Source organism: Flavobacterium sp. (assembly GCF_965262375.1).
Lineage (GTDB): Bacteria > Bacteroidota > Bacteroidia > Flavobacteriales > Flavobacteriaceae > Flavobacterium.
In genome coordinates, this window is the sequence record NZ_OZ253527.1 from 1797177 (window position 1) to 1809830 (window position 12654).

14 protein-coding genes and 5 tRNA genes are annotated in these 12654 nt (G+C 34.7%); 11 read left to right on the forward strand and 8 right to left on the reverse strand.

What is annotated here, in order from left to right; translation table 11 throughout:
- Window positions 1-37: 37 nt before the first annotated feature.
- From ACQY29_RS08325 to ACQY29_RS08355, 7 genes are all read left to right on the forward strand, one after another.
- Window positions 38-790: a Rossmann-like and DUF2520 domain-containing protein gene (locus tag ACQY29_RS08325; RefSeq protein WP_428224758.1), complete on the forward strand. Its 753-nt coding sequence runs from the start codon at window positions 38-40 to the stop codon at window positions 788-790.
- Window positions 783-1310 (forward strand): KdsC family phosphatase, encoded by a 528-nt coding sequence (locus ACQY29_RS08330; RefSeq protein ID WP_428224759.1) that lies wholly within the window; start codon window positions 783-785, stop codon window positions 1308-1310. The genes ACQY29_RS08325 and ACQY29_RS08330 overlap by 8 nt, the downstream gene beginning before the upstream one ends.
- 72 nt (window positions 1311-1382) lie before the next feature.
- Window positions 1383-1757 carry a four helix bundle protein gene (locus ACQY29_RS08335; protein ID WP_428225895.1) on the forward strand — a complete coding sequence of 125 codons (375 nt, stop codon included), beginning with the start codon at window positions 1383-1385 and terminating at the stop codon, window positions 1755-1757.
- Between the two features lie 69 nt (window positions 1758-1826).
- A complete protein-coding gene (locus tag ACQY29_RS08340) occupies window positions 1827-2759 on the forward strand; it encodes a geranylgeranylglycerol-phosphate geranylgeranyltransferase (protein WP_428224760.1) in 933 nt (310 codons plus the stop codon).
- On the forward strand, window positions 2740-3321 hold the full coding sequence (locus ACQY29_RS08345; protein WP_428224761.1) for a Maf-like protein: 582 nt from the start codon (window positions 2740-2742) through the stop codon (window positions 3319-3321). The genes ACQY29_RS08340 and ACQY29_RS08345 overlap by 20 nt, the downstream gene beginning before the upstream one ends.
- 93 nt (window positions 3322-3414) lie before the next feature.
- Window positions 3415-4014 carry a hypothetical protein gene (locus ACQY29_RS08350; protein ID WP_428224762.1) on the forward strand — a complete coding sequence of 200 codons (600 nt, stop codon included), beginning with the start codon at window positions 3415-3417 and terminating at the stop codon, window positions 4012-4014.
- A 102-nt stretch (window positions 4015-4116) separates the two neighbouring features.
- A complete protein-coding gene (locus ACQY29_RS08355) occupies window positions 4117-4614 on the forward strand; it encodes an endonuclease V (RefSeq protein WP_428224763.1) in 498 nt (165 codons plus the stop codon).
- An 18-nt stretch (window positions 4615-4632) separates the two neighbouring features.
- On the opposite strand, the gene ACQY29_RS08360 is transcribed toward ACQY29_RS08355, so the two are convergent.
- Window positions 4633-5574, reverse strand: coding sequence for a polysaccharide deacetylase family protein (locus tag ACQY29_RS08360; protein ID WP_428224764.1), 942 nt, complete (start codon window positions 5572-5574; stop codon window positions 4633-4635).
- Between the two features lie 96 nt (window positions 5575-5670).
- Here ACQY29_RS08360 and ACQY29_RS08365 point away from each other — a divergent pair, with 96 nt between their 5' ends.
- Complete coding sequence (locus tag ACQY29_RS08365) at window positions 5671-5826, forward strand: hypothetical protein (RefSeq protein ID WP_428224765.1); 156 nt, start codon at window positions 5671-5673, stop codon at window positions 5824-5826.
- Window positions 5827-5879: 53 nt separating this feature from the next.
- Here ACQY29_RS08365 and rpsT read toward each other — a convergent pair whose 3' ends face one another.
- From rpsT to proS, 7 genes are all read right to left on the reverse strand, one after another.
- Window positions 5880-6131, reverse strand: a complete 252-nt coding sequence (rpsT, locus tag ACQY29_RS08370) for a 30S ribosomal protein S20 (protein ID WP_428224766.1) — start codon at window positions 6129-6131, stop codon at window positions 5880-5882.
- 156 nt (window positions 6132-6287) lie between these two features.
- A tRNA-Glu gene (locus ACQY29_RS08375) sits at window positions 6288-6359 on the reverse strand.
- A gap of 24 nt (window positions 6360-6383) precedes the next feature.
- Window positions 6384-6455: transfer RNA gene (locus ACQY29_RS08380), tRNA-Glu, on the reverse strand.
- Window positions 6456-6490: 35 nt separating this feature from the next.
- A tRNA-Glu gene (locus ACQY29_RS08385) sits at window positions 6491-6562 on the reverse strand.
- Window positions 6563-6586: 24 nt separating this feature from the next.
- Window positions 6587-6658 (reverse strand) — tRNA-Glu (locus tag ACQY29_RS08390).
- Window positions 6659-6693: 35 nt separating this feature from the next.
- A tRNA-Glu gene (locus ACQY29_RS08395) sits at window positions 6694-6765 on the reverse strand.
- Window positions 6766-6885: 120 nt separating this feature from the next.
- Window positions 6886-8364: a proline--tRNA ligase gene (gene proS, locus ACQY29_RS08400; protein WP_428224767.1), complete on the reverse strand. Its 1479-nt coding sequence runs from the start codon at window positions 8362-8364 to the stop codon at window positions 6886-6888.
- A 100-nt stretch (window positions 8365-8464) separates the two neighbouring features.
- Between proS and ACQY29_RS08405 the strand changes: the two genes are divergently transcribed.
- The 3 genes from ACQY29_RS08405 (at window position 8465) to rimO (ending at window position 12622) form a co-directional block, all read left to right on the forward strand.
- The gene (locus ACQY29_RS08405) at window positions 8465-9532 is read left to right on the forward strand and encodes a hypothetical protein (protein ID WP_428224768.1); all 1068 of its coding nucleotides are present in this window, start codon (window positions 8465-8467) and stop codon (window positions 9530-9532) included.
- A 33-nt stretch (window positions 9533-9565) separates the two neighbouring features.
- Complete coding sequence (locus ACQY29_RS08410) at window positions 9566-11212, forward strand: OmpP1/FadL family transporter (protein WP_428224769.1); 1647 nt, start codon at window positions 9566-9568, stop codon at window positions 11210-11212.
- 108 nt (window positions 11213-11320) lie between these two features.
- Complete coding sequence (gene rimO, locus ACQY29_RS08415; protein ID WP_428224770.1) at window positions 11321-12622, forward strand: 30S ribosomal protein S12 methylthiotransferase RimO; 1302 nt, start codon at window positions 11321-11323, stop codon at window positions 12620-12622.
- The last annotated feature ends 32 nt before the right edge of the window (window positions 12623-12654 follow it).

Genomic DNA, 12654 nt, shown 5'->3' on the forward strand with positions numbered 1-12654 from the left:
TTTTTGTGAGACCGCCTTTTTTTAGTATTTTCGCTACATGATAACAGCAGTCGTATTAGGAACGGGCAATGTGGCTACACATTTGCTTGAAGTTTTTTCAAATAATGAGCATATTCGTTTGTTGCAAGTGTACACGCGCAATCCGAATGTTACTTTAGCTCCGTCAATTAAAGTGCCGTTGGTACACCAAATAGATGAGCTATTGGAAGCTGATGTATATATTATTTCTGTTACCGATAATGCTATTCTTGCTGTGGCTGAGCAAATCCCCTTTTCTAATAAATTGGTTGTTCATACTTCTGGCACAGTGGCTATGGAGGTATTACCAGAACGTTTTCGAAAAGGTGTCTTTTATCCACTACAGACTTTTTCAAAAAATAAAGCTGTAAATTTTAAAAGTATTCCTATTTGTTTGGAAGCTGAAAATGAGAAGGATTTTCAACTTTTAGAAGCTGTAGGTAACTCCATTAGCGATAAATGTTACGCAATTAGTTCTTCTCAACGTAAGGCTTTGCATGTTTCCGCAGTTTTTGTGTGTAATTTTGTAAATCATTTATACCAAATGGGGAATGAAATTTGTCAAGAAAATAACATTCCTTTTGAAATTTTGCACCCGCTGATTCAAGAAACGGCCGATAAAATTAGAACGCTATCACCTTTGGAAGCACAAACAGGGCCAGCCAAACGACAGGATACCGGTACGATAAATGCGCATCTGCAATTTCTAACGGATGCTACTCAAAAAGATATTTATAAATTACTAACCAAATCAATTATAGACCATGTCTAAAAGTTATAAAGAAATAATGAATGATATCAATACGTTTGTATTTGATGTCGATGGGGTACTTACTGATGGAACAGTGCATATAACCCCTACAGGTGAAATGTTACGGGAAATGAACATTCGCGATGGCTTTGCTATGAAAGCGGCTGTGGAAAGTGGTTATCATGTGTGTATTATTTCGGGTGGGAGCAACGAAGGCGTTCGTATTCGTTTGAAAAATTTAGGAATTAACGATATTTATTTAGGCTCTCCTGATAAAGTAGCAACTTTTAAGGAATACTGTAACCTCTACCAAATCCAGCCTGAAAACGTATTGTATATGGGGGATGATATTCCTGATTATCACGTCATGCAAAAAGTAGGATTGCCTACTTGCCCGCAAGATGCAAGCCCTGAGATTAAAAGTATTTCCACTTATATTTCACATGTAAATGGCGGTAAAGGTGCCGTACGTGATGTTATTGAGCAAGTGATGAAAGTGCAAGGGAAATGGAATACGTATTTTAATGGGAAGTTTTTTTAGTATTCAGTATTCAGTGCTCAATGTTCAGTTTTTGTGAGGTGTTTATAAACAAACTAAATTTTTACTAAGATGATGCGGTTTCAAGAATTATTGGCTTATAAAAAAGCTTTTTCGCTTGCTATGAAAATATTTAAGCTATCTAAAAGTTTTCCTAAAGAGGAAACGTATTCTTTGACTGACCAAGTAAGACGTTCTTCCAGAAGTGTTTGTGCAAATATTGCTGAATCGTATAGAAAAAGAGATTATCCAAAGCATTTTCATAGTAAATTAACTGATGCAGATGCAGAAAATTCTGAAACACAAGTCTGGTTGGAATTTGCTTTACATTGTGAATATTTAAATCAAGAAATCTATGAAGAACTATTTTTAGAAAGCGATGAAATAGGTAAACTTATAAATTATATGATACTGAATCCTTCAAAATTTGGAGTACATGTTGAACACTGAACACTGAACACTGAATCCTGACCACTGAATACTGACCATTGAATACTGACCACTGATTACTCGAGAAAAATGAAATACCTCAACCTCATTCGTTATCCTAATTTACTCCTGATTGCATTGATGCAACTGGTGGTGTATTATGGGTTTTTAAATTTTCAAAATATCCCTTTAGTACTCCAGCCTTGGCAGTACTTTTTGTTAATACTGGCAACAGTATGTATCACCGCTGGAGGTTACATTATTAATGATATTTTTGACCAGGAAGCTGATGCGATAAACAAACCTGAAAAAAAAATCGTAGGAACATCCATTACCGAAAGTCAAGCTTATAATTTGTATGTAGGCTTTACACTCACAGGTGTGGGAATTGGGTTTTATTTATCAAGACTTATTGAACATCCTAATTTTGTCATCGTTTTTATTTTATGTTCCGCTTCGTTGTATCTGTATGCTACGAGTTGGAAAGGAATTCTTTTGGTCAAAAACATAATCGTATCCTTGTTACTAGCTTTTAGCATCTTAATTATTGGGTTGTTTGTGTTGTTTCCAGCTATTACTCCTTATAATAAACCACAATTACTAACGGCATTTTCAGTTTTATTTGATTTTTCCATCATCGCTTTTGTGATTAATTTTTTAAGAGAATTGGTAAAAGACCTCGAAGATGTGAAAGGCGATTACAACCAAGGGATACAAACATTGCCTATCGTGTTAGGGATTAATAGGACAGCTAAAATAGTTTGTGGATTGACATTTATTCCAATAGGAATGTTATTATATTACACCTATGTTAATTTGTTTGAATTGCTTTATGCAACGCTCTATATCTTGTTAGCTATTATAGGTCCGTTATTATATTTTAGTATCAAAATGGCTTGGGCAAGCCAGAAAAAAGAGTTCAAACATTTGAGTCAAGTGTTGCGACTTGTTATTTTCTTAGGAATTTTAGCCATTGGGGTTATCGGTTTAAATATGTATTATTATGCTACGCAACAAGTTTAAAGACTACACCATTATATTAGCGTCAGGGTCGCCTAGACGCCAACAATTTTTCAAAGATTTTGATGTTGACTTTGAAATTCGATTGAAAGAAGTCGACGAAGTTTATCCCGATTCTTTGCAATTCTTAGCCATCACAGATTATTTGGCGCAATTAAAAGCCTCCGCTTTTGAAGGCGATTTAAAGCCCAATGAACTTTTGGTAACCAGTGATACGCTGGTTTGGCACAAAGGAGAAGCATTGGGCAAACCTAAAGATTTTGAAGATGCCTTTCAAATGCTACAATCATTAGCCAATGCGACCCACGAAGTAATTACTTCTGTTTGTTTTAAAACCATTGAAAAAGAAGAAATCATCAACGAGATTACGAAAGTTACTTTTGGAGATTTATCTGATGAAGCCATCCATTATTATTTAGAAAACTACAAACCTTTTGATAAAGCAGGAAGCTACGGAATACAAGATTGGATAGGGTTAATTGGAATTGCTAAAATAGAAGGTTCTTATACCAATGTGGTGGGTTTACCAACAGAAAAGGTATATCAGTACTTGTTAAAATTTTAAATTGTTAAGACTATCATAAATCTTTTGGCACAGTAATTGGATACTATAATGCAACATAAATCGTTATAGTATTAATCCCAATAAAAAGATATTATGAAAAAGTTACAATTTATTTTCGGAGCCTTTTTAGTCCTGTTTACTTTGCAATCACAAGCGCAAGTTTCCGTAAGCTTAAATATAGGTACGCGTCCTACTTGGTGCGGTAATTATTACGAAGAGCGTGTGCAATATGTATATTTGCCAGAATTAGAATGTTACTATGATAATTTTGCACAAGTTTATATTTATTTTGGACCAAGAGGTTGGTGTCGTTCAGAATATTTACCTGATTATTGCAGAGGTTATGATATACACAGAGCCCCTAGAGTGGTTGTAGACTATCGAGGAAATTGTCCTTGGACTTCTTTTGATTATCACAGAAAACATTACTGGAAAAACGGTTATAGAAATTACCACCGCGAATATTACGGTCCTGTTTATGCAAGAAGAGGCAATGCAGTAGCTTATGTAGACCGTCGTGATTACCGCGATTATGATAATGACGATTATTATTACAGAAGAGGAGATGAACGCAGAGGCGGTGATGATGAATACTATAAAAGAGAAGATAACGACAGAGGTCGTGGTGAAGGTCATGGTCGTGGAGAAGGTCACGGAAATGGCAATGGGCACGGACGTGGAAGAAGATTTTAAGCTATCTTACTTATAATAGAAATTCAGAGGACTTCGGTTCTCTGTTTTTTTTGTGGTATGTTTGTTTTTTTAATTTCAGGATTTTAAAAAAAAATATAAATAATGATTTTAGCTATAGATGTCTATTATATAGAAAACACCGCAAAATCCGTGGGTGTATTATTCGAATGGGAAGATGAACAAGCCCGTGAAGTTATCATTGATACACTTGAAGGGGTTTCAGATTATGAACCTGGTGCTTTCTTTAAAAGAGAGTTGCCTTGTATTACAAGTTTGTTACAAAAAATCCCTCTAGAGAAAATTGATCTAATAGTAGTCGATGGCTATGTGTATGTTGATGATGCCTTAAAATACGGTTTGGGTGGCTATGTTTGGGAATATCTTGACCCGAAAATCCCGGTAATTGGTGTGGCTAAAAACTCTTTTCATGCGAACAAAAACACCGTTTTTCCTTTATATCGTGGTGAAAGTAAAAAGCCTCTCTATATTTCTGCTATCGGGATGGATGTAATGGACGCTGTAAGTTGTATTCAAAAAATGAAAGGCAACTATCGTTTTCCAACTATTTTGAAAAGCTTAGATACCATGACCAAAGAGTAAACATAAGCCTATTCAATGTTATTTGCTTTTATTTTCAATTAAATTAGCATAAAGCGATTCTATTTCTTGCGTTGAAGGTTCGTTTTTTATGTATGTTGTTCTTTCTTTTTGATTAGGCATCCATCGATACAGCCATGAAACACCCCATTTTTTATAATAAACCGACTCTTGTTTATACACTTCGTCTTGCAATGCTTCATTAAGTGATATGAAAGAGTATTTCTTTTCCTTTAAACAAGTAATTAAAAGTGGTAAATAATTAGCGTTTATGGAATTGTCGTGACAAAGATAAATATGTTTTATTGGTCTATTGTATTTTTGCTGAGCTAACCTCTCAAAATAGTCGAAGTATTCAATTGTTTTAGCAATGTAATCCCTTCCTATTTTTAAAGCATTTAGAGTATCGTTTTTCTTTAAATAATATTCATAAACGGAATTATACATCCAGTCAATACTCTCAATAGTAAAAGGTGTTATATAATATCCCTTTTGATTTAAAAATTCTTTTATCTGAACATGTTGCAGACTATCTTTTCCTAAATCATTATATGGAAAGCGAAAATACTTGGGTGTGTTGGTTTTTTTATTCATTTTTTTCAACCTTCCACCTTTTTTAACTTCATTTACAAATGCTTTGAATCCTACATCAGAATAACGAGCATGATTATAAGTGTGGTTTCCCGAAGTAGCATAATCTTTGTTCATCCATTTCTCTAACAATTCATAATTTTTCATTTTATGAATCGTCTTTTCTAATTTTCCTTTATTAATAAATACAGCTACAGGAATTTGTAAACTATCTAATACATTTAACAAGACAGGATTGAAAGCATCTTGCTCATATTTTTCTGTATTAGGTACGTCGTCAATAGTGATGGCAACTTGATTTTGCGCATGACAAGGAGTTAAAAAAAGTAACACAAATGCGTTAATACATGCAAATCTTAAAAATGTTTTCATGTTGCTATTATTTAACGTGAGTTCAATTTATAATTATGTGGTATTTAGTATTTCCCGTCTGTTCGGTATTTTTTGTGTACTAAAATGGAACAAAAAATGTATCGAGAACTTATTGCTGATACTTCTCGATATGATTTTCCTTCGTTTTCCTACAGAAAATCACTCGAAGTGACGGATATTCAGATTAAATTTACATCGAACTCACGTTATTTAGATTGTTCCTATTGTAAGTGGGTAGAAAAGTTGGAATAAAAAAAAATCCCGACAGTATCGGGATTTCATTTTTTGAACACTTTAATTATAAATTATAAAGCTGCAACGTGTCTAGTTAATTTAGACTTTAAGTTAGAAGCTTTATTATCGTGTATAATGTTTTTCTTAGCTAATTTATCAATCATAGAGATAACAACTGGTAATTTAGCTGTAGCTTCAGCTTTGTCAGATGCCATACGGATAGCTTTGATAGCGTTACGCGTAGTTTTGTGTTGGTATCTGTTTAATACTCTTTTCTTTTCGTTGCTTCTAATTCTTTTTAAAGCTGACTTATGATTTGCCATTTTCTTTTAATTTTAATTGTAATAATAATTTATAAACTATTAGTTAAAAAAGAAAAACCTCCCACAATTAGCTACCTAATCACTTTGGTTTTAACTAATAAAATAACACTTGAGACACTAAGCATTATTTTATAAAACTTATTTACAACTAATTTGTAGCCCGTAGGGGAATCGAACCCCTCTTGCAAGAATGAAAATCTTGAGTCCTAACCGATAGACGAACGGGCCAAGAAGCCTTAATGTAATAATTTGTAGCCCGTAGGGGAATCGAACCCCTCTTGCAAGAATGAAAATCTTGAGTCCTAACCGATAGACGAACGGGCCATAAGGCTTATTTGGTTACAGTATTTCAATGTTAGTAGCCCGTAGGGGAATCGAACCCCTCTTGCAAGAATGAAAATCTTGAGTCCTAACCGATAGACGAACGGGCCAAAAAGCCTTAATGTAATAATTTGTAGCCCGTAGGGGAATCGAACCCCTCTTGCAAGAATGAAAATCTTGAGTCCTAACCGATAGACGAACGGGCCATAAGGCTTATTTGGTTACAGTATTTCAATGTTAGTAGCCCGTAGGGGAATCGAACCCCTCTTGCAAGAATGAAAATCTTGAGTCCTAACCGATAGACGAACGGGCCATTTGTACTCTGGTTTCTTAAAGTAAAGTTGCCATTTCCGTATTGCGAGTGCAAAGATACATAGTTTTTTTATTTCTACAAGTGCACTCGCAATTTTTTTTATCTTTTTTTCTGCCTATTTTAGTAAGCCTTTGCAAATAAGACTCTTCCGTTTGACGGGTTTCCTGTTAATACACAGTTGCCACTTTCTTCTTTGCGATCTAAAGGAATACAACGAATCGTTGCTTTGGTTAATTCTTTGATTTTTTCTTCTGTTTCAGAAGATCCATCCCAATGTGCAGCAACAAATCCACCTTTATTTTCTAAAACTTCTTTAAATTCTTCAAATGAATTTACTTCTGTAATGTGAGTATTTCTAAAATCTAAGGCTTTAGTGAACATTTCTTCTTGAATTTGCTCTAAAGTATCTTGGATAAATGTAACTACATTGTCTTTTGCTACCACTTGTTTCGTCAAAGTGTCACGACGAGCAATTTCAAAAGTTCCGTTTTCTAAATCTTTTGGTCCTATAGCCACACGTACTGGAACTCCTTTTAATTCCCATTCAGCAAATTTGAATCCTGGTTTTTGAGTTGTACGGTTGTCAAACTTAACTGATAAGCCTAATTTGCGTAAAGATTTAGTTAATTCGTCTGCTGCTGCGGAAATTTTTTCTAACTCTTCATCAGATTTAAAAATCGGTACAATTACCACTTGGATAGGCGCTAAGTTAGGTGGTAAAACCAAACCATTGTCATCAGAATGCGTCATAATCAAGGCACCCATTAAGCGAGTTGATACTCCCCATGATGTTCCCCATACATATTCTTGTTTGCCTTCTGCGCTTGTGAATTTTACATCAAAAGCATTAGCGAAATTTTGTCCTAAAAAGTGAGAAGTTCCTGCCTGTAAGGCTTTTCCATCTTGCATTAATGCTTCAATACAAAAAGTTTCTTCGGCACCAGCAAAACGCTCGTTAGCAGTTTTAACACCTTTTACCACAGGAATTGCCATAAAGTTTTCAACGAAATCAGCATATACATTCATCATTTGTACTGTTTCGTCTAAAGCTTCTTGTTTAGTAGCGTGTGCTGTATGACCTTCTTGCCATAAGAATTCTGCTGTACGTAAGAATAAACGGGTACGCATTTCCCAACGCACCACATTAGCCCATTGGTTGATGAGTAACGGTAAATCTCTGTAGGATTGAATCCAGTTTTTATACGTACTCCAAATAATCGCTTCCGAAGTTGGACGTACAATTAATTCTTCTTCTAATTTAGCATTTGGATCAACCATTAATTTGCCAGGTCGATCTTCGTCATTTTTTAAACGGTAGTGGGTAACTACAGCACATTCTTTAGCAAAACCTTCAGCATTTTTTTCTTCCGCTTCAAACATGCTTTTAGGTACAAATAGCGGGAAATAGGCATTGCTATGACCTGTTTCTTTGAACATTTTGTCAAGCTGAGCTTGCATTTTTTCCCAGATAGCATAGCCGTATGGTTTGATAACCATGCAGCCACGAACCGCTGAGTTTTCAGCTAAATCCGCCTTAACTACCAGTTCATTATACCATTTTGAGTAATCCTCTGCGCGTTTTGTTAAGTTCTTGCTCATTGTCAATATTTTGGCACAAAAATTGTGACTTGTTAAAGTTGAAAATTATTTGTGCAAAACTAGTTATTTTTGTAATGTCCAACAATAAAAAGCCTGAGAAATGAAAACAAAATACTTCTACAATAAAAAAGGAAGCCTAAAAATACTGTTAGGGGTTTTGGGGCTTACTGTAGTCTCTTGTGGTTCCTATCAAAATGTTTCGTATTATGATAATGACGGAATTTATGGAGGCGAGAAAAAAGAAACTACCCAGCGAACTAGTTATTATCAAGAAAATCCAAATGGAGCTAAGTATAAAGAATACTTTGGAAGTCAGGTGGATAAATTTGTTACTGCTGATTCAGGTGAGGTTTTTACAGATATAGAAAGTTATAGTAGCATAAAAAGCTCGGATAGTACAGCTGTAAAAACAACAGCCAATTATTCTAGTTGGGGGACAAATGATAGAGATATTACCATTAATGTTTACGATAATTCTTGGCGTTATGGCTGGGGTTGGAATAATTGGAACAATTGGGGGTGGAGCTATTGGGGTTACCGTCCGTATTATTGTGGCTATTCCTATTGGAATGATTGGTATTACAGTCCTCATTGGGGGTATAGTTATTATGGTCCTTCGTTAAGTTGGGGATGGTCTCCTTATTATTATGGGGGCTATTATAATGGATATGTCGGATACAATCATCATAATTATGCATATGTAGGTGGTCGAAGAGATGGAGCTCGTGCCTATTCGTCAGGTTCTTTAGTTAACTATGGTGATTACGGAGTGTATAATAGAAGTAGAAGAGCATCTGGTAATACTGCTGTTGATGGAGTAGGAAGTTATACTTCTCCAAGAAGTACTTCGAATGCCAATAGTGAATATATTCCTAGAAATTATATTCGTGTTCCTAGAAGTTTTACTCCTAGAAATAATGAAAGTACACCAAGAGAATATACGCCTAGAAATACTAATACGCCAAGAGAGTATACTCCTAGAAACTCGGATTCACCAAGAGAATACACACCTAGAAATAACAATTCTACACCAAGACCATACGATAGTCCTAGATCGTATGATAGTCCTAGATCATACGATAGTCCTAGAAGTTATGAATCACCAAGGTCTTACGATTCCCCAAGGAGTTCTTCAGGTGGAGGAAGAAGTGGCGGTCGAAGAGGGTAATCTGTGTGATTGTTTGTTTTTATTGAAAGAAGAATGAAAAAATATATAGCTATTTTAGGAATAACATTGGGTTTGTCAAATGTACAGGCACAAAATATAGAGGAATTGATGCGGTATACTCAAACTGAGCCATTAGGAACCGCTCGTTTTCGGGCATTAAGTGGTGCTTTTGGTGCAGTAGGAGGTGATCTTTCGGCAATTAGTTTGAACCCTGCAAGTTCATCAATATTTAATAATAATCAATTAGCGGTTACAACAAGTATTTATGGCTCAACTAATCGGACCAATTATTTTGGGAGTACTTCAGAAGAACGTTTGAACGATTTTGATTTAAATCAATTGGGAGGGGTCTTGGTTTTTAAAACAAAAAAATCAGGTGCTAAAGTAAATAAGTTTGCTTTGGCAGTAAATTATGAAAAGCAAAATAACTTTAATGATGCAGTATCTGTAAAAGGCGTTAATCCGAATAATAGTATTGCTAATTATTTTTTGCATCATGCTAATAAGAATGGAGGAGTTTCGGCTTTTGATATTGATAGTTTTTACTATTCGCATGTGTTTGATGCTAATCAAAATGCTTATGTTGAGGATTATGGTTTTTTAGCTAATTATTTCAATACTAGTGAATATGCTATTAGTAATAATTTAGCGCCTTACATCTATCAATATTTAGGGGAAACAGGAGGAGCATTTTCATTTAATGATCAACAAGCTTTTCTTGGTTTTGAATCTTTTATTATTGATGTGGCGGACAATTATAATGACAGTAATAACAGAGTATATAAGTCTTTAGTTGCTGAAGGAGGTAATTACCATCAGGAGCATTCTATAATTTCTTCAGGTTATAATGGAAAACTAACAGTTAATGGATCAATAAGTTTGCATGATCGATTAATAATTGGTGTCAATTTGAATTCTCATTTTTCGGATTTTACTCGTAATTCAAAATTTTTTGAGCGAAATAACAATCCATTAAGTGTGAATGATCGAGTAAAAAGAATTTATTTTGATAACGACACTCATACTTTTGGGAATGGATTTTCATTACAGCTTGGAACTATTTTAAAAGTTAATAAATTTTTACGTCTTGGAGCAAGTTATGAATCGCCTACTTGGCATAAATTGGCAGATGAAATTTCGCAAAAATTAACCGTTGTAAGTGGGAATAATCTTCGAGAACTACAACCTGATGTAGTAAATCCTAATTTGACCTTAGTGTTTGAGCCTTATCGAATAAGAACAGCGGATAAGTTAAATTTAAGTGGAGCTCTAATTTTTGGGAAGAGAGGTTTTTTAAATATAGATTATGGGTGGAAGTTTTATGAGCGCATGCAATTAAGACCAGAAGATGAGTTTGAAGAGCAAAATAGCAGTATAGGAAATACTTTTGTGAATTCAAAACAATTGGCAGTCGGAGGGGAGTGCAAAATTGAACGTTGGTCCTTACGTGGAGGTTACCGTTATGAGACTAGTCCGTATATTAAGAAAAGCTTAATGAGCGATTTAAAAGGATACTCATTAGGATTAGGATATAATTTTGGAGGAACTAAAGTTGATATTGCTTATTCAACGACTTCAAGAGAGGTTGCTAAACCTATATTTGATGCTGGTTTAATTGATAATTTTACTAAAAATTTGCGTTCAAATAATTTAACTGCGACTCTGTCTTTTGAATTGTAAGTTTTTTAAAATTTAAAAATCCGCTAAGGCGGATTTTTTTATGTTTCTATAAAATCAAATCGTATTTTCAAAATTTTATCGTAATTTTGCACTCCAATTTTTAAAGCAATGAGAACCAAGTCGTTAAAGAAAAATAAAATCAATGTAATTACCTTAGGTTGTTCTAAGAACGTGTATGACAGTGAAGTCTTGATGGGGCAATTGAAAGCCAGTGGTAAAGATGTAGCGCACGAGCAAGAAGGAAACATTGTGGTGATAAATACCTGTGGTTTTATTAATAATGCCAAAGAAGAATCGGTAAATACGATTTTAGAATACGTAGATAAAAAAGACCAAGGTATCGTAGATAAAATATTCGTGACTGGATGTTTATCAGAACGTTACCGTCCCGATTTGGAAAGAGAAATTCCAGATGTAGACCAATATTTTGGTACTACTGATTTGCCTTTATTATTAAAAGCGCTTGGTGCTGACTATAAGCACGAATTGTTAGGGGAACGTTTGACGACTACACCTAAGAATTATGCTTACTTAAAAATTGCTGAAGGTTGTGACCGTCCTTGTAGTTTTTGTGCGATTCCTATTATGCGTGGAAAACACGTATCACAATCGATTGAAAAATTGGTTAAAGAAGCCGAAAACTTAGCCAAAGATGGTGTTAAGGAACTTATTTTAATTGCACAAGATTTAACCTATTACGGGTTGGATTTATATAAAAAACGCAACTTAGCCGAGTTGTTAGAAAACTTGGTAAAAGTAGAAGGCATCGAATGGATTCGTTTGCATTATGCCTTCCCATCAGGTTTCCCTATGGATGTGTTGGAACTAATGAATCGCGAACCTAAAATTTGTAATTATTTAGATATTCCTTTACAGCACATTTCGGATAAAATCTTAAAATCGATGCGTCGCGGTACTACTTACGAGAAAACCACACAATTGTTGAAAGATTTCCGTAAAGCCGTACCTAATATGACTATTCGTACCACCTTAATTGTGGGGTATCCAGGTGAAACCGAAGAAGATTTTCAAATTCTTAAAAACTGGGTTGAGGAAATGCGTTTTGAACGTTTAGGCTGTTTTACCTATTCACACGAAGAAAATACTACCGCTTTCGAATTAGAAGACGATGTGCCGGAAGAAGTAAAACAAGCGCGTGCTAACGAAATCATGGATATTCAAGCGCAAATATCTTGGGAATTAAACCAAGAGAAAATTGGACAAACTTTCAAATGTATTATTGACCGCAAAGAAGGTCAGTATTTTGTAGGTAGAACCGAATTTGATAGCCCTGATGTAGACAATGAAGTGTTGATAGATGCCTCTAAATTCTACTTAAAGACAGGCGAATTTGCCACCATAAAAATTGTTGATGCCAGCGAGTTTGACTTGTATGGTGAAGTAGTATAAAACTTTTCTGAAAATGTGGATTTTTTTGTAAC

What these genes read in the sequence shown, in the direction of transcription:
- ACQY29_RS08360 (WP_428224764.1), bottom strand. Translation starts at nt 5,574, where the DNA reads ATGAAAACATTTTTAAGATTTGCATGTATTAACGCATTTGTGTTACTT.
- ACQY29_RS08330 (WP_428224759.1), top strand. Translation starts at nt 783, where the DNA reads ATGTCTAAAAGTTATAAAGAAATAATGAATGATATCAATACGTTTGTA.
- ACQY29_RS08340 (WP_428224760.1), top strand. Translation starts at nt 1,827, where the DNA reads ATGAAATACCTCAACCTCATTCGTTATCCTAATTTACTCCTGATTGCA.
- ACQY29_RS08410 (WP_428224769.1), top strand. Translation starts at nt 9,566, where the DNA reads ATGAAAAAATATATAGCTATTTTAGGAATAACATTGGGTTTGTCAAAT.
- ACQY29_RS08345 (WP_428224761.1), top strand. Translation starts at nt 2,740, where the DNA reads ATGCTACGCAACAAGTTTAAAGACTACACCATTATATTAGCGTCAGGG.
- ACQY29_RS08405 (WP_428224768.1), top strand. Translation starts at nt 8,465, where the DNA reads ATGAAAACAAAATACTTCTACAATAAAAAAGGAAGCCTAAAAATACTG.
- ACQY29_RS08350 (WP_428224762.1), top strand. Translation starts at nt 3,415, where the DNA reads ATGAAAAAGTTACAATTTATTTTCGGAGCCTTTTTAGTCCTGTTTACT.
- ACQY29_RS08365 (WP_428224765.1), top strand. Translation starts at nt 5,671, where the DNA reads ATGTATCGAGAACTTATTGCTGATACTTCTCGATATGATTTTCCTTCG.
- ACQY29_RS08355 (WP_428224763.1), top strand. Translation starts at nt 4,117, where the DNA reads ATGATTTTAGCTATAGATGTCTATTATATAGAAAACACCGCAAAATCC.
- rimO (WP_428224770.1), top strand. Translation starts at nt 11,321, where the DNA reads ATGAGAACCAAGTCGTTAAAGAAAAATAAAATCAATGTAATTACCTTA.
- ACQY29_RS08335 (WP_428225895.1), top strand. Translation starts at nt 1,383, where the DNA reads ATGCGGTTTCAAGAATTATTGGCTTATAAAAAAGCTTTTTCGCTTGCT.
- proS (WP_428224767.1), bottom strand. Translation starts at nt 8,364, where the DNA reads ATGAGCAAGAACTTAACAAAACGCGCAGAGGATTACTCAAAATGGTAT.
- rpsT (WP_428224766.1), bottom strand. Translation starts at nt 6,131, where the DNA reads ATGGCAAATCATAAGTCAGCTTTAAAAAGAATTAGAAGCAACGAAAAG.
- ACQY29_RS08325 (WP_428224758.1), top strand. Translation starts at nt 38, where the DNA reads ATGATAACAGCAGTCGTATTAGGAACGGGCAATGTGGCTACACATTTG.